The organism is Paenibacillus sp. FSL M7-0802 (genome assembly GCF_038004945.1).
GTDB classification, from domain to species: domain Bacteria; phylum Bacillota; class Bacilli; order Paenibacillales; family Paenibacillaceae; genus Paenibacillus; species Paenibacillus polymyxa_B.
Window position 1 is genome coordinate 1,469,760 of record NZ_JBBOSD010000001.1, and the last position, 20,846, is coordinate 1,490,605.

Annotated in this window: 18 protein-coding genes and 1 riboswitch; of the genes, 9 read left to right on the forward strand and 9 right to left on the reverse strand. The window is 44.8% G+C overall.

The genetic code is table 11. The features are described 5' to 3' along the window. Nucleotides 1-5: 5 nt before the first annotated feature. From MHB54_RS07110 to MHB54_RS07120, 3 genes are all read left to right on the forward strand, one after another. Nucleotides 6-431 carry an ImmA/IrrE family metallo-endopeptidase gene (locus MHB54_RS07110; RefSeq protein WP_023987371.1) on the forward strand — a complete coding sequence of 142 codons (426 nt, stop codon included), beginning with the start codon at nt 6-8 and terminating at the stop codon, nt 429-431. Nucleotides 432-625: 194 nt separating this feature from the next. Next, the gene (locus MHB54_RS07115) at nt 626-2,527 is read left to right on the forward strand and encodes a 5'-nucleotidase C-terminal domain-containing protein (protein ID WP_071559068.1); all 1,902 of its coding nucleotides are present in this window, start codon (nt 626-628) and stop codon (nt 2,525-2,527) included. A 243-nt stretch (nt 2,528-2,770) separates the two neighbouring features. Next, entirely contained in the window at nt 2,771-3,442 is a 672-nt protein-coding gene (locus MHB54_RS07120) for a 3'-5' exonuclease (protein ID WP_023987369.1), read from the forward strand. A gap of 40 nt (nt 3,443-3,482) precedes the next feature. Here MHB54_RS07120 and MHB54_RS07125 read toward each other — a convergent pair whose 3' ends face one another. From MHB54_RS07125 to MHB54_RS07135, 3 genes are all read right to left on the reverse strand, one after another. After that, nucleotides 3,483-4,466, reverse strand: a complete 984-nt coding sequence (locus MHB54_RS07125) for a helix-turn-helix transcriptional regulator (protein ID WP_023987368.1) — start codon at nt 4,464-4,466, stop codon at nt 3,483-3,485. Nucleotides 4,467-4,537: 71 nt separating this feature from the next. After that, complete coding sequence (locus MHB54_RS07130) at nt 4,538-5,305, reverse strand: hypothetical protein (protein WP_023987367.1); 768 nt, start codon at nt 5,303-5,305, stop codon at nt 4,538-4,540. Between the two features lie 223 nt (nt 5,306-5,528). Next, nucleotides 5,529-5,684 carry a hypothetical protein gene (locus MHB54_RS07135; RefSeq protein ID WP_023987366.1) on the reverse strand — a complete coding sequence of 52 codons (156 nt, stop codon included), beginning with the start codon at nt 5,682-5,684 and terminating at the stop codon, nt 5,529-5,531. A 313-nt stretch (nt 5,685-5,997) separates the two neighbouring features. Here MHB54_RS07135 and MHB54_RS07140 point away from each other — a divergent pair, with 313 nt between their 5' ends. The 6 genes from MHB54_RS07140 (at nt 5,998) to queF (ending at nt 10,370) form a co-directional block, all read left to right on the forward strand. Further along, the gene (locus MHB54_RS07140; protein WP_023987365.1) at nt 5,998-6,438 is read left to right on the forward strand and encodes a hypothetical protein; all 441 of its coding nucleotides are present in this window, start codon (nt 5,998-6,000) and stop codon (nt 6,436-6,438) included. A gap of 25 nt (nt 6,439-6,463) precedes the next feature. Further along, entirely contained in the window at nt 6,464-7,168 is a 705-nt protein-coding gene (locus MHB54_RS07145) for an AIM24 family protein (RefSeq protein ID WP_013309110.1), read from the forward strand. Between the two features lie 79 nt (nt 7,169-7,247). Then, nucleotides 7,248-7,291, forward strand: a riboswitch (PreQ1 riboswitch). A 134-nt stretch (nt 7,292-7,425) separates the two neighbouring features. Next, nucleotides 7,426-8,109 (forward strand): 7-cyano-7-deazaguanine synthase QueC, encoded by a 684-nt coding sequence (gene queC / locus MHB54_RS07150; RefSeq protein WP_013309109.1) that lies wholly within the window; start codon nt 7,426-7,428, stop codon nt 8,107-8,109. Beyond that, entirely contained in the window at nt 8,102-8,593 is a 492-nt protein-coding gene (queD, locus tag MHB54_RS07155) for a 6-carboxytetrahydropterin synthase QueD (RefSeq protein WP_071559070.1), read from the forward strand. Before queC ends, queD begins: the two co-directional genes overlap by 8 nt. Beyond that, nucleotides 8,586-9,449: a 7-carboxy-7-deazaguanine synthase QueE gene (gene queE, locus MHB54_RS07160; protein ID WP_076292301.1), complete on the forward strand. Its 864-nt coding sequence runs from the start codon at nt 8,586-8,588 to the stop codon at nt 9,447-9,449. The genes queD and queE overlap by 8 nt, the downstream gene beginning before the upstream one ends. Before the next feature lie 423 nt (nt 9,450-9,872). Beyond that, on the forward strand, nt 9,873-10,370 hold the full coding sequence (gene queF, locus MHB54_RS07165; protein ID WP_013309106.1) for a preQ(1) synthase: 498 nt from the start codon (nt 9,873-9,875) through the stop codon (nt 10,368-10,370). Nucleotides 10,371-10,482: 112 nt separating this feature from the next. On the opposite strand, the gene MHB54_RS07170 is transcribed toward queF, so the two are convergent. From MHB54_RS07170 to MHB54_RS07195, 6 genes are all read right to left on the reverse strand, one after another. Beyond that, nucleotides 10,483-11,316 carry a helix-turn-helix domain-containing protein gene (locus MHB54_RS07170; protein ID WP_023987362.1) on the reverse strand — a complete coding sequence of 278 codons (834 nt, stop codon included), beginning with the start codon at nt 11,314-11,316 and terminating at the stop codon, nt 10,483-10,485. A 215-nt stretch (nt 11,317-11,531) separates the two neighbouring features. After that, nucleotides 11,532-12,911, reverse strand: a complete 1,380-nt coding sequence (locus MHB54_RS07175) for a glycoside hydrolase family 32 protein (protein ID WP_264454081.1) — start codon at nt 12,909-12,911, stop codon at nt 11,532-11,534. Next, complete coding sequence (bglX, locus tag MHB54_RS07180) at nt 12,904-15,159, reverse strand: beta-glucosidase BglX (RefSeq protein WP_103744453.1); 2,256 nt, start codon at nt 15,157-15,159, stop codon at nt 12,904-12,906. The genes MHB54_RS07175 and bglX overlap by 8 nt, the downstream gene beginning before the upstream one ends. An 18-nt stretch (nt 15,160-15,177) precedes the next feature. Beyond that, nucleotides 15,178-16,584, reverse strand: a complete 1,407-nt coding sequence (locus tag MHB54_RS07185; RefSeq protein WP_023987359.1) for a sucrose-specific PTS transporter subunit IIBC — start codon at nt 16,582-16,584, stop codon at nt 15,178-15,180. Between the two features lie 269 nt (nt 16,585-16,853). Next, complete coding sequence (locus MHB54_RS07190; protein WP_075153864.1) at nt 16,854-18,623, reverse strand: acid phosphatase; 1,770 nt, start codon at nt 18,621-18,623, stop codon at nt 16,854-16,856. 210 nt (nt 18,624-18,833) lie between these two features. Further along, nucleotides 18,834-20,825, reverse strand: a complete 1,992-nt coding sequence (locus tag MHB54_RS07195; RefSeq protein WP_103744454.1) for a copper amine oxidase N-terminal domain-containing protein — start codon at nt 20,823-20,825, stop codon at nt 18,834-18,836. Nucleotides 20,826-20,846: the final 21 nt, after the last annotated feature.

Sequence of the window (20,846 nt, forward strand, 5' to 3'; positions counted from 1 at the left end):
AGCGTATGAACGAACTCATTCACAAACTTGTCCGAAAATACCGTACCAACTGCCCCTTCGATATTGCGAAAGCTTTGGGTATCCATATCCGATACTGCGATCTAGGCCCCACAACCAAAGGGCTGTATTACCACAAGTTGCGTAGAAGATTTATCGTTATCCACAATGGCCTCACACCCGAATGGGAACGGTTCGTCTGTGCGCATGAATTGGGACATGACCGACTGCATAAAGGTATTAGCCGCTTTTTTATGGAGGAGCACTCCTACTTTTCTCCAGGAAAATTTGAACAGCAGGCCAATCGGTTTGCCGTGCTTTTGCTGAGTGAAGGAAAACCGCCACTAGCTGACGAAACGTTGGATCACTATTTACCCCGGATCGGGCTGCCCAAAGAGACTGCCCTTTTTTTTGACTACAAAACAGAACATTAGTTCCTATTCTATAAGTTGCTGTTTATTACTTCCTCTACAATATAGGTAACTAGACGATGGATTTAACAACCGATATCTCAAAAAAATTTAGTGCTTTGATATAAAATAGAAGTTATTTTTACAATCATCTGATAAAATGTGGTCGTAAGCGGTTTCTCTAATTCATTCATTTTATGGGAGGTTGAAGGAACAACATGAACTCATGGAAAAAACTCTCGTCGATCCTGACGACTGCCGCGCTTCTACTTGGTTGTCTCGGTACAGCAGCAGCAGACCCAGCAACCAATGTGGGAACAGCGGGAACGGCAACGGCTCCAGTCAGCGGTAAACACATCACCATCCTACATACGAACGATACCCATGCCCACGTGGTCGCGAACGACAAGGAAATGGGATTCGCCAAGCTGGCGGGTATCATTGATCAGTATCGGGCTTCCAATCCCAATACACTGCTGCTAGATGACGGGGATACCGTTCATGGAACGACCTTCGCTACTTTGGTTAACGGCGAGAGCATTGTGAAAGTGATTAACAAGCTGCGTTATGATGCTATGGTTCCGGGTAACCACGAGTTTAATTATGGTTGGAAGCATCTTGTTGAGCTAAGTAAGGAGATTCAGTTCCCTGTGCTCAGCGCCAATATTAAACAAACAGACGGAACAAGTTTGTTCAAACCCTATGTTATTAAAGAAGTGGACGGCGTTAAAATCGGTATTATCGGTTTGACTACGCCAGAAACAGCATATAAGACTAATCCCAAAAATGTTGAGGGTATTCAATTCACCGACCCTGCGGCTGAGGCCAAAGCGGCTGTTGATGAAATCCGCAGCAAAGTAGATGTCGTTGTTGTTCTTGGTCACCTGGGGCAGGATGCGTCTAGTAAGGACACCAGCCTCAAGGTTGTTAAGGAAGTGCCTGGCATTGATATTTTCATCGATGGACACAGCCATACCGTACTGGAAAAAGGCTTGGTTAGTGACAATGGTACATTGATCGCTAGCGCAGGTGAATACACCAAGTATCTGGGTGTTGTGGACTTATGGGTCGACGGCGGTAAGGTTACGCAAAAGCAAGCCAAGCTGATTGATTCGACTCAAGCAGTCGACGTTCAGCCCGACGCTGAGATTGCTGCATTGATCGCCTCCATTCAAAAGGACCAGGAACCTATTCTTAAAGAGGTTGTAACGCAAACGAGTGTGGATCTGGAAGGAGCACGCGAAAAGGTACGTGCAAGTGAAACCAATCTCGGTGACCTGCTCACCGATGCTATGCGTGATGTTTCAGGAGCAGACGTGGCTTTAACGAACGGTGGCGGCATACGGGCTTCCATCAAGACGGGGACAGTAACCAAGGGAGACATCATCACTGTGCTGCCCTTCGGCAACCAGATCGTTACCCTGAAAGTGAAGGGCTCTGACATTCAGGCCGCACTGGAAAATGGTACAGCCTCCTATCCAGAGCCAAGCGGAGGTTTCCCACAGGTATCAGGTATCTCGTTCAAAATAGACACATCAGCAGCCAAAGGGAGCCGTGTTCATTCTATCCTGATCGGCGGAAAGACACTTGATCCTGAGGCAACATACACACTGGCCACCAATGATTTTACTGCCGTAGGTGGTGACCAATATACGATGTTCGCTAAATATCCACAGGCAGGGATGTTCGGCTCGCTTGACGAAGCGTTAATTCGCTACATGCAAAAGGTGGGCTCCGCTAGCCTGCAAGTACAAGCGGACGGTCGCATTCAAGAAGCCAAGGCTGATGGTAAAACTTCTGTCCCTGCCACACAAGCTGCGCCATCTGCTTCAACGGCAACACCCGCACCTGTGCAGGAAAAGCCGCAATCCGTCCCTACACCGGCTGCGAAACCAGCACCCGCAAAACCGGCACCGGCAAAGTCTCAAACAGCCAAGCCACAGCAGACATCCGCCTCTGCACAAGTTACAAATAGCCATGTATATGTTGTGAAATCCGGGGATACGCTGTATGACATTTCCCGCAAACATGGTACCACCTGGCAACAGCTTCAGCAGTTGAATAAGTTGAAGAATCCTCACCGCATTTATCCGGGACAAAAGTTAGACCTCCCGGCCTAATTCAATAGCTAGCAAAAACAGCGTCCGGAATCCTAGTGGTTTCGGATGCTGCTGTATGTCAGGCGTTTTTAGATATGCGATAGTCCAAGCTCATTTGGACATCGCATATTTTTTTTAAAAGCAAACCTTTTAACCGCTGACAAGTTGTGAACCGAGAGGTATGATGGAGAAGAGTCATTCGGGCAGAGAACATTCGTCCCGATATCCATCGGGATCAGTTATATGTGTGGAAGGAGTCCAGAAATGCAATACATTATTTACGATCTTGAATTTACTGTTAGCCGTAACGCCAGATATTCCTCCGAAATCATTGATATCGGTGCCGTCAAAGTTGTTCAGGGAGACGATGGCCTATACGTTGCGGATACGTTTCACAGTTTTGTAAGGCCCTCGAATCGGCCTGTACTCTCTACAGATACCGTTCAGTTCACGGGTATTACTCAACGAGACATTGATGCCGCCCCACTATTCCCTGAAGCTGTGAAGCAATTCATAGCCTGGCTCGGTACGGATTCCCCTTATTATTTATGCGCATGGGGCCCGGATGACCGTCAGAAGCTGGTATCCCATTGTCGTACCCATCATGTAGATCTCGGATGGATTCATAATACAAATGATATACAGAAGCAGATTTCCCGTCTGTTTAGTTCCAATGGAAAGTACCGTCAGTTGAGCCTGTCTCAGGCGCTGGAATTGTGCAACATTGACTTTGACGGTCAACAACACCGGGCACTGGATGATGCCGTGAACACCGCACAGGTTTTCATGTACCATTTTGATCGTATTACATTAGTTCATAATGCTGCTGACGATGAGGAAAGCCGCGGCTCGAAGCTCGTCTACTCCTCACCAGAAGAAGAACAGGAGCAGTACAGTCCTTTTGGCAATCTCGCCAACCTGTTTAAAGACCGTTAAACGGATAGCTCCCCGGCCCGTTCCGGGGGATCTCCCCCTGTTATTCTTGATTTCCTGCCTTTTTATCGAAATAGAATGCCCCCCAGGTCCGCAGCATTTCTTGCATTCGTTTGCGGTACCGTAAAGGCTCCAGGATCTCGGCCTCAGCTCCATAGGAAGTGAGCCAATCCAAAAATTCACGGTCATGATTGACCGTCACCTCAAACAACAAACTTCCATCCGGCAAATCCTTAAGAAAAGGCTTGATGAACAGCTCCTCTTCTTTGACCCGATATACAGACTCGGCAGAAAAACGTACCACAAACCGGATATTCTGATTTCCTTTGGTCACCGACCAGGTCCCTTTAAAAAACATTTCCATTTCAGTTGTATTTTTTTGAAACGTATACGGCAAAATTCTCATGTTCCGAAAGCGGCTGATCCGAAAGGTTCTCATAGCGGAGTGCTTGTGACAAAAACCAAGCATATAGAATCGCCGATCCTGCGGAACCAAACAATAAGGATCTACCTGAACTAGGGATACATTTTCATTTTGAGGCGAGCTGTATTCCGCTTCAATCGTCTGCTGCGTAAGACTCGCCAAAACAATCAGCCTGAGCAGATAGGGCTGGTTTTCCCGATCAAGTGTCGAGCCGAGCCGGATGATATTTTTCATTTCCTGCGCGAAGCTCGTCTGGTCCATCTTTTTTTTCTGACTAGAGGCCATCACTTTCTCATAAGCACTTTCAAAAGCTGGCGGTAAAAGAGGCTTTACCGTTTCCATAATCTCTCCCAGCTTGGTAAAAGCCTCTACCTCTTCTTCCGTCCAATTCAGAGGATACAAAGCAAAATTACTAATAAAAATGTACCCTTTTCCATGCCCCATATTCGTAATCGGAATATGCATAGCGCTTAACGCCTCCATATCCCGGTATATAGTACGTTCTGATGTTTCACAACGTTCGGCAAGCTCTCTTGCCAATATCCCCGGATTTGCCTGAACAATAGTAATAATCCGCATTAAACGTATCAACCGATCAGTCAAGGAAGTCTCTCCTTTACAAAAAGATAGTAAATTAGACTCACTATATTACACAAATAAACTAGCATAATTGCCTATCTTAAAATATCATTTTCAGTAAAATGAACATCTCCTACCGATATTGCTTTATTAAAAATGACCTTAGAACTATACGCTGTGAATGAGACAAAAGTACCACTCCATTTATTGCGTATGGCCAGAATTAACTCGGCTTCCTGCAGGTAGTCCATGTCATCGCTTCTTGCTGCACGTATAAGTAATTCATCTGCTTGTCTGGTAAGGATGAACGCCCCTCGCTCATATTCCCCTTTCTCGTACATACGCAATGCTTTTTTTACAATAGGGGACGTCTCATTCAGCTTTATGTATTTTTCCACCTTCGGGTTGGATGGAATGCTCAGCAGACCAAGATGATGCGTGAAATGGATATAGAGCTGGTCTGTCCGGATCAGCGTTCGCTTTTCCTGCGATGGCTTGCGCCAGCTCCACTCCATCATTCCAATCGTATGTCTTCCGGACGAGTGAGCCGGTATAGAAAACGTTAAAATAGCCTGTCTATATTTTCCCCGCCGTACATCACCACAGTGAACAAACATGCTATCTCCGTTTTCTGAGCGTTTAAAACCGAGCCTCACCCCTTCAGCTTTTAATAGACTTACCCCGTTTTCTGAAATGAACTGGAGTTGAAGGTCACATCCCGCTGCTTTCGGTATTAGATTTCCTTTTCTTTTACGTATAGCTCCATAGCCCCATTCTATCAGTAGATTTACTTGTTTGGACCCATTCGCAGATATAGACTCTTTGTCCCATGTGCACGTTACATTGAGCATTGACTTCACCACTGGTAAATTCCCCCTAAAAGAACATGTAACTCTAAATTAACAGTGTTATCTGACACTATATTGTCAGGGAACGTATGTTTGATTGTGAAAATTATACATGGGAATCTTTATGAAGGGGGACCTAGTTTGGTAAATAACATTTTAAACCATTTTAATTACATAAATGCGCAAAAATAGCCCGGCATATGCCGGGCTATATTATAGTCTACTTCTATATTTATACTTATGAGATTGTAGTTTCTGTTAAAGAAACTTTCGTTTTTGTGCAAATATCAGATATAGGAGCAAAAGTAGTGCTATCTACAACGAGATCCTTTGATAACGGCTTTCCATTTACAGTGATTTTTAAAGTTTTATAGTTTTGTTCTCTCTCATTCATCTTGCAAAATCTCCTTCTATATCAATTTTTAATATATTTCAGTTCATATATTCAACTTAAGCCCTGATCAGGTGCGGATCGTTCTTTACTCGTATGCTGGAAAAAATGCCGGAATGTTGCCGCTTCCTTGATATACCCGTTTTAAGGTACACTTAAACTAATATATCGACTTTTTTTGAGAACATTTTCTCCGTATTTGTCGTCCATTTATTCTAAAATCTGCATCCGAATCGTTATATTATACGTAACCATGTCATATGGGTAATGATCCGTATCACCTAACATCTTGGTTTATCAAAAGGGGGAACATCTCTTGGCACGACCAACTTGTCGTTTTGCTTTGTACCGCCGCATTGTCTGCGCTGCTATAGCACTTTTGTTTATTTTTGGGATAACTCGTGTACCTGAAGTACATGCTGCTTATTGGGATGATGTGTACCAAGGCTTCGAGCAATTTTCGCGGTTGCCCGGTGATGTGTATCAGCTCAAGGAAAGCTACCGACAAACACAGGAGGATCTGGAGAAGGCCCGTAACAGCTTAGAAGCCTATCAAGAGCAAAACGCCCAATTACTGGAGCAAAACCGCAAGCTGACTGACACTGTCACAGAATTAAAAAATCTTCAAACCCAGCGCGATCAGGCTTCACACCGAAATAAAATGCTCATCATCACAGCTATAATTCTGCTGGCCGGTTATTTTATCGGTATCCGACTGTTGCGTTACGGGATGCGTCGACGTTCGGGAAGATACTAACTGTCTGAAAGGATGAAAGGTCTGAATGGACATACAAGCAGGACAACACCATGATGAAAGCGTCGGTTCGGTCGTAACGCTCGATCTGGCGGAAGGAGAAAAGCTGCATGTTCTGCATCCGCAGCAAATCATCGCATACCGCGGACCCAGCTCAGGCCGTAGTGATAAACTGATGAATATTAAGGGCATGTATCGCAAACACAAACTGATTCAAGCCGATTTCACAGGAGCTTGTCGCCTAATTGCCGCACTTCCGCCTGGCTTTAGTCTAAAAATGATTAAGCTTGAAGGGAGCGATGATCTGTTATACGATTTTCGCAACCTGTTCTGGTACAGCTCCGGTATCCAAATGCGTACCAAGCTGCTAAGCATGAAAAACATGTTGTTTAGCCGCGATGTTATAAAAATGAAATTCGATGGTGTTGGTCAAATCGGTCTTTTGACGCAGGGATTGGTATGTCAAGAACAGCTTCATCCCACAGAGCCGATATATGTGGATGCAAGCAGCGTCATTGCCTATCCCGAAAACGCTAAACTAGAGTTGACCGTGTACGGCAACCATCTGGCCAGCCAGCATATGAACTATCATTTTAAAATGACCGGACAGGGTACCGTACTATTTCATGCTGGGGAACATCATCGGCGGCTTCAACAGGATATGAACGACGATGGCGTGATCAAGCGATTTTTACGGGAAGTCATTCCATTTGGTGGAGTGTTTATCAAATAGCCCTGCCATGCTATAATGACAATGCTATAGCCGTCTGTCCTCATGGCAGATACTAATGGAGAAAATCCATGCGTCATGCATGGGAGAGGTTCGCGAACTCCCTCTATAAAAAACTAACGATGCTTTGTCCTCCGCAAGAAAAATGAATTCGCGGGGCAAGGCCTGTTTTTTGTTGAAGTCGGTTCAAGAACTCTCCTTCTTCCAAGTGACAAGACTCCATGTCTTGCACCATTCCAAGAAGATCGAGAGGTTTTTTTATGTTTGCAAACGAAAAAGCAGTCGTCGTATTCAGCGGCGGCCAAGACAGCACAACCTGTTTATTCTGGGCAAAAAAACATTTTGCTGAAGTAGAAACCGTGACGTTCGATTACGGTCAACGCCACAAGCAGGAAATCGAAGTAGCCGCTGGAATTGCCCGCGAGCTGGGTGTTCCGCAAACGGTACTGGATATGAGCCTGCTTAATCAACTAGCCCCTAATGCCCTCACACGCACCGACATTGACATTACTCAACAGGAAGGCGAACTGCCTAGCACCTTTGTAGACGGTCGCAACCTACTGTTCCTGAGCTTCGCGGGAGTTCTCGCCAAGCAAAAAGGAGCGCGCCACTTGATTACAGGCGTTTGTGAGACGGATTTCAGCGGCTATCCCGATTGCCGGGATTCCTTTATCAAATCGCTGAACGTCACACTGAACCTTTCGATGGACTATCCCTTTGTGATTCATACCCCGCTCATGTGGTTGAACAAGGCCGAAACCTGGCACATGGCCGATGAGCTGAAAGCTTTTGAATTTGTAAGAACACGTACACTAACGTGCTATAACGGCGTCATTGGCGACGGCTGTGGCGAATGCCCTGCTTGCAAACTTCGCCGTGCTGGACTCGAGCAGTATCTCGCGGTGCGCGGAGCTTCATCCCAAGGAGTTGAAGGTCATGCGTGAGCCAGGTACTTTTCGCATTGTCGACAAGCTCCAGCAGTTCGGGACAGACATTGAGCACTCTCAGCTGCGTTATCACCGCAAACGTGTACTAGTCAGCAAACAATTTACATTCGATGCAGCACATCATTTGCACTGCTACGAAGGTAAATGCAAAAATCTGCACGGACATACCTATATCGTCGTGTTTGGCATAAGCGGTATACCGGGCGAAACGGGTCTAACGCTGGATTTTGGTGACATCAAAACGATCTGGAAAGAGCGGATTGAGCCTTTTCTGGACCACCGTTACTTGAATGAGACGCTTCCTCCAATGAATACAACGGCGGAAAATATGGTCGTCTGGATCTTTGAACAAATGGAGTCAGCCTTGACCTCGGATGCATACTGCAACCGTGTCGCAGGTGGACGTACCGAGTTTGTACGGTTGTTCGAGACACCTACCAGCTACGCCGAGTTCCGACGGGAGTGGATGCTCGATGAGTAATACCGTGACGACTCACCAACCCATGACAGCCTCCCACGGCACCAAACTAGCCCCTATTCCCGTACTAGAGGTGTTTGGTCCTACCGTTCAGGGCGAAGGTATGGTCATTGGTCGTAAAACGATGTTTGTTCGCACCGCAGGCTGCGATTACCATTGCTCGTGGTGCGACTCCGCCTTTACCTGGGACGGCAGCGCCAAGGACCAGATCCGTCGTCTGAGTGCCACTGACATTTGGCAGGAGCTGAAGGCCATCGGTGGCGAACGGTTTTCGCATGTGACCCTTTCTGGAGGCAATCCTGCCCTGCTACCGCAGCTTTGGGAGCTAATTACCCTGCTGCGCAGCCAAGGCATTGCCACCGCTGTCGAAACACAAGGCTCCCGTTGGCAGGAATGGCTATACGATATCGATGAGGTAACCCTATCCCCGAAGCCGCCCAGCTCTGGTATGACGACCAACTGGGACGTGCTGGATGATATCGTCGCCCGTCTATCGAACCGGAAGATGGCTAGTGAGTCCCGAGCTACGTCCAACGTCCCAACCGCACCAGGCTTGAAGGAACCCGCTAATGAATCTGCGCGGCTCTATACCGGAGCTTGCAGCTTGAAGGTCGTCATCTTCGATGACACCGATCTTGCCTATGCCCGCATCGTTCACGAGCGCTATCCACACGTACCGCTGTTCCTCCAGACGGGTAATCCAGATGTGAACACGGAGAACACCGGACAGATTGCGGAGTCCCTACTCCATCGTTATGAATGGCTTATCGACCGTGTCATGGACGATTCCCGACTAAACGACGTAAGAGTACTCCCACAGCTCCACACCCTCGTATGGGGCAATAAACGCGGCGTATAACACTTATATGTAATATATTCCGTATAGGCTGTATGTGATACACAAGATACGCCAAATTAGTCGAAGTACACCCTCGACACCCAAGTTACAAAACAAGAGAAACCCTCGTCCGTGAGGACGGGGTTCTCAACAAGCTCGCTCCTTTCATATAGGAGCGAGCACTATTCTCTTCTATCCCAGCCTACAGATAAACGAGCAGGGACTTTATGGTGGTGACGGCGGTCGGCAGCGAAGCGGAGGATTTGAAGCTGGAGAAGCGATAGCGTTCTCCTTTGAAATGGGATTCTAACCTATATCTTTCATCTTATCAGAAAGAATCCCATTTCAACAGCGATCGGAAGCTCAAATCCTTCGCGGAGCGACCTCCCCATCATCATAACTCCCTCTCTCTTTTACCAAACTAAACTTAAGGAGCCCCATCCAATGACCGGAAGAACACCCGAAGAAATGACCGACGTTACCCTGCTTGGCAATCAAGGTACACAATACACGTTTGCCTATGATCCCGCCATTCTCGAAAGTTTTGATAATAAACATCCGTATCGGGATTATTTTGTAAAGTTCAATTGCCCGGAGTTCACCAGCCTGTGCCCGATTACAGGACAGCCTGATTTTGCAACCATCTACATCAGCTACATTCCCGATATTAAAATGGTAGAAAGCAAGTCCCTTAAGCTGTACCTGTTCAGCTTCCGTAACCACGGCGATTTCCATGAAGACTGCGTCAATATCATCATGAATGACTTGATTAAGCTGATGGACCCTCGCTACATTGAAGTATGGGGCAAATTCACACCACGCGGCGGCATCTCTATCGACCCGTACACCAACTACGGCAAGCCAGGAACGAAGTACGAACAGATAGCGGAGCACCGCATGATGAACCATGATATGTACCCGGAAAAGATCGATAACCGTTAAGCTAATAACTCTTCTGACATAGCGTAAATATCAAGGGGTTGTCCTAAAGTCATCAAATGACAAGGGACAGCCCCTTGGTTGTACTGAAAGGATGCTGTGCATGCTCGTGGCGTTACACATCCAGATCAAATCTTGATTTTTTATATTCATACGGTGTTTTACCCATAACTTCTCTAAAAGCTTTTCTGAAAGATTTCTCGTTTGGAAACCCCACCTCGTAAGAAATTTCTGTAAGTGACTTATTGGTTGAATCCAGTAAATCGATCGCCTTCTCCAAACAAAGAATTTGCTTGTATTCGGTAAACGTCTGGCCTGTATATTCATGAAACATTCGCGACAAATAAGCCTCCGAATAACCGCAGATACGGGCCGTTTTGGCCAGGCTAATATTTTCAGTATAATGCTCTTTAATAAAGTCCATGATTGTCTTTATCTTTCGTTGCTTTTCACTAAATACTTCCGGTGGAATGTCTGTTGCTTGACTAAAATGATTGACAAGCAAATATTTCAGTTCAATAATTCGGCTTTGCTCTAAAATGTAGTCGTATTTGCTTTTGGAAATATGTAGATCATATATATCCATAAACAATCCTCTTAATTTAGAGATTATAGTATCTTCAACTTGTTTCTCTTGCGTGTTTAATTGGATGATTACTTGTTCATTGGCAAAGAAAGTGTCTGGAAATTGCAGCACAATGACTTGGTTCTCCGTAATGCTCTGCGTGGAATGCGGGACATTGCTGTTAATGAATAGCGCATCCTTTTCCATCAAAATAGTTATTTTTCCTTCATGCCACACCTTTAGACTTCCACTTGTACAGTAGATCAACTCCATATTGCTGTGAAAATGCATAGGAATGACTCTTTCTGTATCTCTGGATTGGAACATAAAAAGGTTAATCATTTTTTTTCTGTCTATTTCGATATGTTCATATATTTTTTTCATCACTACACCTCATCAGCCAGCCATGAGTGATCCATCTGTATTCTATATTAAGCAATAAACTCTTATACTAATACTCATACTATACCGATAGTAAAATGCCCGGACAAGCAGAATCTATTCAACGGACCAAAATAAAAAAGAAGGCAGTTCTTCCCGTAAACGGGATAATGAACAGCCTTCCTTAGCCTACTTGCAACTCGGCAAGCAAAAAAATGTTAACCTACACATTCCTGCAACTGATACATTCTAACTTCACCTACATTGTCTCCTGCCTCAAGCAATACATTGCGTTGGTCTGCATCTTCTATGAAATAACGCAGGGAAAACACTTCTTCACCCTCGTTAACAAATATTTCCAAGCTTGAGCTTTCAATGAATATTTGCATTTCTGCAAGCTTATTATTTAATGTTGCTTTTCTGTACTCCCTCTCGCCAGTCAACCAGTTTGTTCTCCAAACTGTCAGACTATTTTGTTCCCAATCATAGTCAAATTGCACAGCATCCCTAATGATCATTTTAAAGTTTTCTGTGAGTAAGGAAAAATGAACAATGAGCTCCGTTTGTGTAGAAGGCAGTAACCACTCACTGTTATTTTGAATTTCCCCTTTGTAATGCATGTCATCCAGTCTTAACAATTGTAATTCCGGCAATGGTTTCTGGTACAACACACCGTTCATCAATACCACTTCTCTAGGAAGAGTCAATGCATGAATCCAGCCCTCCTGAATGGTCGGGACAGCCCTCTCCGCTTCTTCATTCATGGCGCTCATCCATCCGAACATAATGGTTCTGTCATTAACCTTAAATGATTGTGGCGCGTAAAAATCAAATCCTCGATCAAGCTCTTTAAAATCGGAAAGGTTGCCGTTAAATTTGCCTGTATTCGATAATTTGCCAACAATATAACCCGATTGATTAGGATTTTTATAATATTCGCCTCTCTCCGGTAAACCCTGAGGAGAGAAAACAAAAACATCATTTTCGGCAAAATGAAGTACATCTGGACATTCCCACATATATCCAAATTGATGATCGTGATCAACAAATGATCCTTGGCATTCCCATTCGGACAAATTTTTAGATTTGTAGATAAGCGTATTTCCAGTCAAATCTTCTCTCTGAGCACCAACAATCAACCACCAGTTCCCGTGTTGGTCTCTCCATACTTTCGGATCTCGAACATGTCGGGTATAACCTTTGGGGTGCTCAAACAAGGGACCTATTTTTTGGAAATACTCGCCATCCTCCGAAATCGCGGCGCATTGATAGCTTTCTTTTACTCCATCATCTCGGATTACATTTCCTGTATAAAACAGATACAGCTTTTCATTATGAACAATGCCTCCGCCCGAATAAATGCCATCCTTGTCATACCATTCTGAAGGCTCCAGCGCGACACTTTTCCTTTGCCAGTGCACCAGATCGCTAGAAACAACATGGCCCCAGCATTTATTTTTATGCTCCGTTCCTTTTGGATTCCACTGATAGAACACATGATATTGATGATTGAAATAGGCAAGCCCATTAGGGTCATTGAGCAAACCGTAAGGAGGAGTAATATGATATTTAAGGTTATACGCGTCGCTTTTATTCATGCTCATCCTCCGGTAAAAAAACAAAACTAAAACTCAGCAAAATTTCCTGCGAGCTTGACCCGATATAAATATCAAATTCGCCGGGTTCACTTTTGTATTGCATTTCACGATCATAAAATTTAAGCATCTCTTCATGAATTGAAAATTCGACATTTTGGGTCTCGCCACTTTGCAAAAAAACTTTTTTAAAGTCTTTTAATTCTTTCACTGGTCTTGCAACACTTGCAAATTTATCGCGAATATATAATTGGATCGTTTCCTTTCCATCATAAATTCCAGTGTTGGTGACAGAAATACAGATATCAACTGACTCATTTTTTTTCATTTCTTTTTGGCTAATTGTTAATAGGCTGTATTCAAATGAGGTATAGGATTTACCATAGCCAAACGGATACAAGGGTTCATTCACTTCATCAATATATCGAGAAGCAAACCGATAAGAACCATTTTCCTTTAAATTTGGTCTTCCTGTATTCAACTCATTGTAGGATATCGGAATTTGTCCAACGCTTCGTGGAAAGGTCATGGCTAATTTCCCCGATGGATTGACTTCCCCATACAGTATATTGGCCAGTGCTTCTCCGCCCATCGTTCCTGGATACCAGGCTTGAACAATAGCGTCAACTTTTCCGGCTACTTCGGTAAGAATCAAAGGTCTTCCGCTATAAACGATCAGAACCATCTTTTTGCCCAGTAAACTTAATTCATGGAGCAGTTTCATTTGCGGCTTAGGAAGCGTCGGGTTCGTTCGCGATCCCCCTTCTCCGCTCTGATAAATACTTTCTCCCAAGGCGAGGACAATGACATCCGCTTCGTTAGCATTCCGGATCGCTTCGTGCAGCAGGGCCTCCTCATCGACTGTTTCAGCAGCCAGCTTGTCCGCATATTTGCCTAGGGCTTCTCTCGCATTAGCGGGGAGCATATACGCCCCTTTGCAAACCGAGAGATTGCCGGGATCAACATGCTTTAATAATCCCATTTTCAAATTGACGGTATCCGCCTCATCCCCCTTAATGGCCCACATGCCCAGGGTAGAGTTTTCATCTGCGTAAGGGCCGATTAAAGCTACTTTGGTATGTTTAGACAATGGCAGTAGTTGATTTTCATTTTTCAGCAAGACTACGGATTCTTCAGCCAAGGACAGCGCGGCTTTTTTATGTTCATCTGACAGAATACTGTTTCTCGACCGCTGAACGGTTTCCTGTAATCCGCGGAACGGGTCCTCAAAAAGCCCCAAATCATTTTTTAGCTTTAAAACACGGTATACAGCCTCATTCAAAAGCTCCAGCATATGCTCGTTATCCGATACTACTTTCTCCAATTGATTGGCATATATCGCTGTCTTCATATCCACATCAACACCAGCCAATAACGCAATCCTTGCGGCTGAAGCCTCGTCTTCAGCATAACCGTGCATGATCAGTTCTTCTATAGCGGCGTAATCCGAGATCAACACACCATTAAAATTCATTTCTCGTCTTAGCACGTCGCGGTTAAGCCACTCGTTTCCTGTCGCAGGGACGCCGTTCAAGGTATTAAAGGCCGTCATAACAAGCTTTGCCCCCGCTTCGATTGCAGCTTGATACCCTGGCAAATAATATTCTCGCAGCGTATGCTCCGACATATCCACGGCGTTATACTCACGTCCAGCGACAGGTGCCCCATAAGCGGCAAAATGCTTGACGCAAGCGGCAATTTTATTGGCTGGTATGATCCCTTCCAAGCTTCTTCCCTGTATCCCCTGAACCATGCTTTCAGCGTATTTCTTCGCTAGCAAAGTATCCTCTCCAGGCGATTCCATCACCCGCCCCCAACGGGGATCTCTAACGATATCTACCATGGGGGAAAAGGTCACGTGAACACCTTCGTCGTAACATTCCTGGGCAGCAATCGAACCCGCATGTTCTATTCCCTCATAATTCCAACTACATGCTTGTGCAATCGGAATCGGGAAGATAGTTCGATACCCATAGATAATATCTGCCATGAACAGCAGCGGAATTTTATGAATCGATTTTTCTAAATAATCCGTTTGCAACTGGATAATTTTTTCTGGGTTAGTGATGTTCAATATCGATCCTGTGTTATATATATTGTAGCCGGCGTTTAACCCTAATTTTTTTAAAGGCCCCGTCACAACAGTGTCTATATCCCCTTCAAAAAAATCACCGGTCAGTTGGATGAGCTGGCCTATTTTCTCTTCTATTGAAAGGCTGTCCAATTTCTTAAGTAGTGTGTTGTTGTCCATGATTCTCCCCACATCATTTTATTTGTTATCTGTTTTTTCTTTAAACCCAAAGATCCACGTTAGCGAAAATGCTACAGCAAAGCCGATTACACAAACTAAAATGTAAAGAAATATCTGATTGTTCAGGTACAATAACATTCCAGGTAGGGCTGTAATCGACATCCCCGTTGCTTGAATATTAAATATACGTGCGAAGAAACCACCAACCGCTCCTCCAATCAAGCCCATCATGAACGGTTTGCCATATCGAATGTTCACCCCAAAGATAGCGGGTTCTGTAATGCCCAACAACGCTGACAAGGTAGAAGGATAAGCAATGGATTTGGTTTTTACATTTTTGGATTTTAGACCAACAGCTAGCGCAGCACCCGCTTGTGCGCAAATCGACGCCGAACTGATCGGGTTCACCATATTCCAACCATTGCCCACTAACATCTGTATTTCAATCAGGTTTAAGGCATGGTGTAGTCCGGTAACTACAATAATCTGATTGATGCCACCGTAAATAAATCCGCCGATGCCGTATGGTAATTTCAAAATGGCGGTAACAGCCATTAATATTAAAGCTTCCACCTCGTGAAAAATGGGACCAATTACGAACAATCCCAGTACCAGTGTTATTAATAATGTTAGAAACGGTGTTAGAATTAAGTCCAATGCATCGGGGACTGACTTCCTGATCTTCTTCTCCAGCATCGCCCCCACGACACCTATTATGAAAGCAGGCAGAACCGAGCCCTGATAGCCTGCAATTTTAATGAATCCGAAAAACACTAGTGGTTCCTGAACTTTTTGGGCGACATCCCAGGATGTAGGCAACGAAGGACTCACTAACATTAATCCAATCAAAATCCCCAATAGCGGCGATCCACCAAACACCCGGAAGGCCGACCAACATACCAACACGGGTAAAAATGCAAAAGCCGTATCGGTCAATATTTGTGTAAACAATATGAAATTCGCAGAAATATGATCAGGCGTAAGTCCAAATAACTGGAGCAGTGCAGGCTGAGTTACTAAGCCTCTAACTCCCATGAATAATCCTGTAGCTACCAATGCGGGCATAATCGGAACAAATACATCCCCGAAAACTCGGATCATTCTTTTGAACCGATTATCATCTTGGGTGGAGGCCATTTCTTTCAAATCAGCTTTTGATGTAGCAGATATGCTTTGACCAACCATGGCATCGTATACTTTATTTACAGTACCGGTTCCAAAAATAATTTGATATTGCCCAGAGGTAAAGAAAACGCCTTTGGCCTTATCAATATTCTCAATAAATTCATCATCAATAATTTCTCTATCTTTTACAATCAGCCTCAGCCGTGTGGCACAATGTGCCATGGAAATAATATTGTCTTCTCCGCCAAGCCCTTTAATGACATCTTGGGCTATTTTAACGTATTCCTTTTCAAGACTCATCAGTCTCTTCCTTTCCTCTGTTCCTCTTAGTTAGTCTGAATCATTTGAAAATTTGATCAAATATGCTTCTTAAGAATATCATGACTGCGCTTTCAAACAGCGGGATTATTTTACTACATTAAGGTCAAATTTTGACCTTTTTATACTTTTGATTAATTATGATGAAACAATAAAGTGCACCCTAGAATACATACTGGAATAACCTTCTGGTTTATCCCCATGTATTTTAAAGGTGCACTTCAATTGTTGTATAGAGAGTTAATTACGTTTTACTTAGTGACTTTCAACTGAGCACTGTCAGCTGTATAGATAACCTTCACTTTATAATTGCTTGGTAAACCTACTGTTTCAATCGAAGAAAATGCTCCATTCCGTTTACCATAAGTTAAGATCGTAGCACCATTGGCCGGTACATATTTGTTAGAAAAATTCAGACGTAATTTTCCGTTGAGTATGGCTGTTCCCTTCATTTTGAGCACATCATTTTTACTGTGCAGGTTAAGCTCAAGTGTTCCCTTGGCAGATTGTCTGTAATTTCCGCCAATAATCAGCTTTCCAGAAGCATTTTTAAGAAGAGTTCCCCCGTTATTCGTAATTCCACCACTTCCGAAAGCCGTTTCCGAAGTTCCTTCCAGAGTACCTTGTTCGATCTGTGTACCGCCGGAATACGTATTGTTGCCCATTAGCTTCAACGTACCTGTTCCCTTTTTAGTCAGCTTTCCAACGCCGGAGATATTGTTGCGCCAGCGATCCAGTGCATTGAAACCGCCTTTGGAAGCGTCCATATTTACCGCAACATTATTGGTGAAAGCACCGTAGCCATCCGCGGCGGAAAACAGGTTCAATCGTCCCCATCCCTCAGCATCATCAAGTACAGGATAGCCGGAAGGAATCCCTGTAGTAGCCAAAACCCAACGACGTTGTGTGCTATCCAGGTAAGGCAAGCGTGTCTCCAACAGTACCTCAGCTCCCTTAGGCACTGTCATTGGCGTCGTAGTTGGATTAACCTGACTGAATCCGTATGTTAATCGTTGATTATAATTTTTTTTGTTTGTGGCATAATTGCTGAATCGATCTGGAGCTGTGCCTTTTTGAGACAGCAGTTGTTTACGAGCATCCTGATAAGCCGCTTTCTTCAAACTGCTATTGGCTGGATCAGACAGGATAGCAGCAGCCATAGCCGTTGCCATGACACGTCCTCCCATAACATCAAGCGGGGAGTGCATACCGGCAACAACACGGTTATTGCCCAGCTCCGAAGCTCGTGTCAGCAGTTCCTGATAACGCTCCGGCACGGCATAGGCCATAGCAATAGAACTGAGATACGCAGCATTGGTATGACCGCTAGGAAAGCCGCCATCGCTAGTAGCATCAGCTTTGAGAGCAGGAATAAGGCTCGGAACAACCACTGAGTTATCGCTCCAGCGAAACGGACGAGGATAGCTAAAGTAAGACTTAGCCGGGTTCGTCGTAGAGTATTCCCCGCGCAAGGTATTTACCAGATTTACGATGTTACCGAGATTGGAGCTTGTACTCCCTGCATTCGTTCCCTCATCTTCGTATTTCTTAGTCAGGGCATCTGCCGGAATGTCGTTGATCGTTGTCGTGGCACCTGCATTCTTTCGATATACATCAGTGAGCGAACCCAGACCGTCGATCACACTGTAGCTCTGGTTTCTGCGATCATCCAAATAAGCCGCATCGGCCTCACTGGAAGTGCGCCGGGCAGCTATATCAATCACTTTTTGAATATTAGCGTCCAGCACGCTGCTGTTTAGCTTGGTACCTGTATCCCAAGTAGCGCCGGGAGTCCAAAGCTTATTAAATTCGGAGAGCAACCCGAGGGTCGGATTAGAGCTTTCCGTCTTATTTGCAGAACTATTATTTTTATAATGATCTACGAAATATCCCCACGATGGTTCTGTTGGAGTTACCGTTGTTGGTAGGGTTGCCGCACTCGCATAACTTCCACCCAGGGAACCTAGAAGTAATGGTAAAGATAGTAGTGCAACTGATAATGGTTTCCTTAGCGATTTCATTCTCAAATCAGATCCTCTCTTCTCTTGTGCTCTTCATACTTTCTCTACGAAGCTATCACCTATACAGCAAGTTGTATGACATAAAGTATCATAGCTTAAGTTTGTTAAATAAAGAGCTTAGTTTTGTTAAATGAAAAAAAGGCACCCCAAGAGCCGTATATACGACTCTGGAGACACCTCGTTCAAACCGTTATAGAAAAACCAGCTACCCTACAGCCATACTTCTATGACTTTGCCATTCACGAAAGCTACCGCCTTGAAATAAAGACTACGGTTGCCGTATACCCAGGCTTCGACTTGAGTTCCGTTTGAAGCAGCCCCCTTTTCTCTGACTGTTGGGTTTCCCCATGCGAACTGCACCTGCGTCGTATTCATGCCCAAGCTTACCTCATTATTTTTAATCTTGTTCCAGATGGCTTGCGACCATTGGTATTTCTTGTACGGATCGTAAGTCAGAAATTGATCGGAATCAGACAGCATTTGTGGAATGCGTGAAGCTCCGATGATGGAATACGTGTCATAAGTTTCGCCATTGGCCCCCTGGAAAATAACTTCGTAAGATTTAACACCGTTCGGATCCGTGCTGACTTCGATATCTTTAACTGTTACCTTGCCAAATCGCTCTCCAGCGCTATAGAAGTTATTGACCCAATAGGTTTTGCCAATTAATTTGGACAGACTACCCAGATCAATGGCTCTGATAATTTTTGCCGTTTCTGGCGTCTCAATGACCAGCTTGGTAGCGCCCAAAGATAATTCTCCTTGCTGGCGGTCACGATTCCATTTGAATCCGCCCAACTTCAGATCGGTCAGTAATGTTCCCGGGAATACAACCTGTCCGTTAACCGTTTGAACCTTGCCCTTCAGTGCAACAGGTTTACCATTCACCATCGCGGTGGAGCTCCCTTTTTGGAGTACGATATTGTTTTTACCCAGCTTGATCGTAAAGGTCTGGTTCGCCACGGTAACAGATCCACCCAGCGTCTTGAACACAGACTGCACAGGCAAATACACATTGCCGTTCAGTATAGCCGCCCCGGTCAAGGTTTGATCGGACGATACCTTTAGTGTAAAAGAAGATGGTATTCCTTCGGTCCGCAGAGCTACGGATGTGCTTCCAATGCCCCTTACTTTGAGTGTACCGGAACCATTCTGCTGTAGCTCGGCAACCTGCGGTTTCTCCACTTCAATCTCACTAGCTTCGGGATGACGTGTTAGTCGATAACCGTTCGAATACGTCTCTTGTACATTTAATTGAATCGTATCGCCGATGGCAGCCTCTTTGGAGGTCGTCAACAAGGACATACCCGTTAATGTAGGCAAGCTCAGCGCAGTCGTGATTCCGTCCTTATAGCCGACCCAAGAGCCATCCTTTAATTGTGCAAAAAGCTCGTCAGGCGAATCAACCAACCGTGCAACATTAGATAACCCGCTAAGCTGCACAGCTGGATATTTCTTCATTCGGTCATAGCTCCATACAGTCCCGTCATGATGTACAGTAATCAAGACATGTGTACCCTTTTTCCATAAAATAGAAGCGATATCACTTCCCACTTCACGCGGAGGTTCATTCGTCAGCATATCCAGCATCGTGACATGGCCGTCTTCCTTCAGCACCGCGGCATAAGCCGTACTCATTTTGATATCAAGCGCACCATCTACATGACCTATCTTGCGGGGCTTAGATTCTGTGTACCCTGTGGAATACCATACATCACCGGATCGAGTAAGAACCGTAAAGTAGGTACTTACCTTATCACCGTCTATAGCATCCGATATTCCCTCAACCTGTTCTCTTCCCCAGGAGATCGTCCCATCGGTTTTAATAGCCAAACCCTCACCTGTAATTTCTTTAACTCCTGAGGATTGAGCCGTCACTTTTGGGTCGGAGTTATCATCCCAGATGGCTACCTTCCCGTCCTCAGTCCAGCCATAATAACCTTGGCTCTCGTTTTTGCTGCCTGTAATGCCTTTCAAATTCAATTTCTCAATAACCGGGCCATCTATACTCTTTCTCCATAAAGAACCATCATCCAGTATGTAGTTATTCCGGTCGATCACGTCTATAATTTTAGCGTTTTTCCAAGTGTTGTTTGTCGTTACATTTGCCGCTACTGCTGTTTCTCCATTGTTTAACGCAGTTCCCACCACCGCTCCACATACCAAAGATACTGCCAGCAAAATCTTCGTTGCTTTTCTCATCGTGGTTCCCCTTTTCTATCT

Coding starts and splice junctions, on each gene's coding strand:
- MHB54_RS07110 (WP_023987371.1), top strand. CDS start 6: ATGAACGAACTCATTCACAAACTTGTCCGAAAATACCGTACCAACTGC.
- MHB54_RS07115 (WP_071559068.1), top strand. CDS start 626: ATGAACTCATGGAAAAAACTCTCGTCGATCCTGACGACTGCCGCGCTT.
- MHB54_RS07120 (WP_023987369.1), top strand. CDS start 2,771: ATGCAATACATTATTTACGATCTTGAATTTACTGTTAGCCGTAACGCC.
- MHB54_RS07135 (WP_023987366.1), bottom strand. CDS start 5,684: ATGAATGAGAGAGAACAAAACTATAAAACTTTAAAAATCACTGTAAAT.
- MHB54_RS07145 (WP_013309110.1), top strand. CDS start 6,464: ATGGACATACAAGCAGGACAACACCATGATGAAAGCGTCGGTTCGGTC.
- queC (WP_013309109.1), top strand. CDS start 7,426: ATGTTTGCAAACGAAAAAGCAGTCGTCGTATTCAGCGGCGGCCAAGAC.
- queD (WP_071559070.1), top strand. CDS start 8,102: ATGCGTGAGCCAGGTACTTTTCGCATTGTCGACAAGCTCCAGCAGTTC.
- queE (WP_076292301.1), top strand. CDS start 8,586: ATGAGTAATACCGTGACGACTCACCAACCCATGACAGCCTCCCACGGC.
- queF (WP_013309106.1), top strand. CDS start 9,873: ATGACCGGAAGAACACCCGAAGAAATGACCGACGTTACCCTGCTTGGC.
- MHB54_RS07170 (WP_023987362.1), bottom strand. CDS start 11,316: ATGAAAAAAATATATGAACATATCGAAATAGACAGAAAAAAAATGATT.
- MHB54_RS07175 (WP_264454081.1), bottom strand. CDS start 12,911: ATGAATAAAAGCGACGCGTATAACCTTAAATATCATATTACTCCTCCT.
- bglX (WP_103744453.1), bottom strand. CDS start 15,159: ATGGACAACAACACACTACTTAAGAAATTGGACAGCCTTTCAATAGAA.
- MHB54_RS07185 (WP_023987359.1), bottom strand. CDS start 16,584: ATGAGTCTTGAAAAGGAATACGTTAAAATAGCCCAAGATGTCATTAAA.
- MHB54_RS07190 (WP_075153864.1), bottom strand. CDS start 18,623: ATGAAATCGCTAAGGAAACCATTATCAGTTGCACTACTATCTTTACCA.
- MHB54_RS07195 (WP_103744454.1), bottom strand. CDS start 20,825: ATGAGAAAAGCAACGAAGATTTTGCTGGCAGTATCTTTGGTATGTGGA.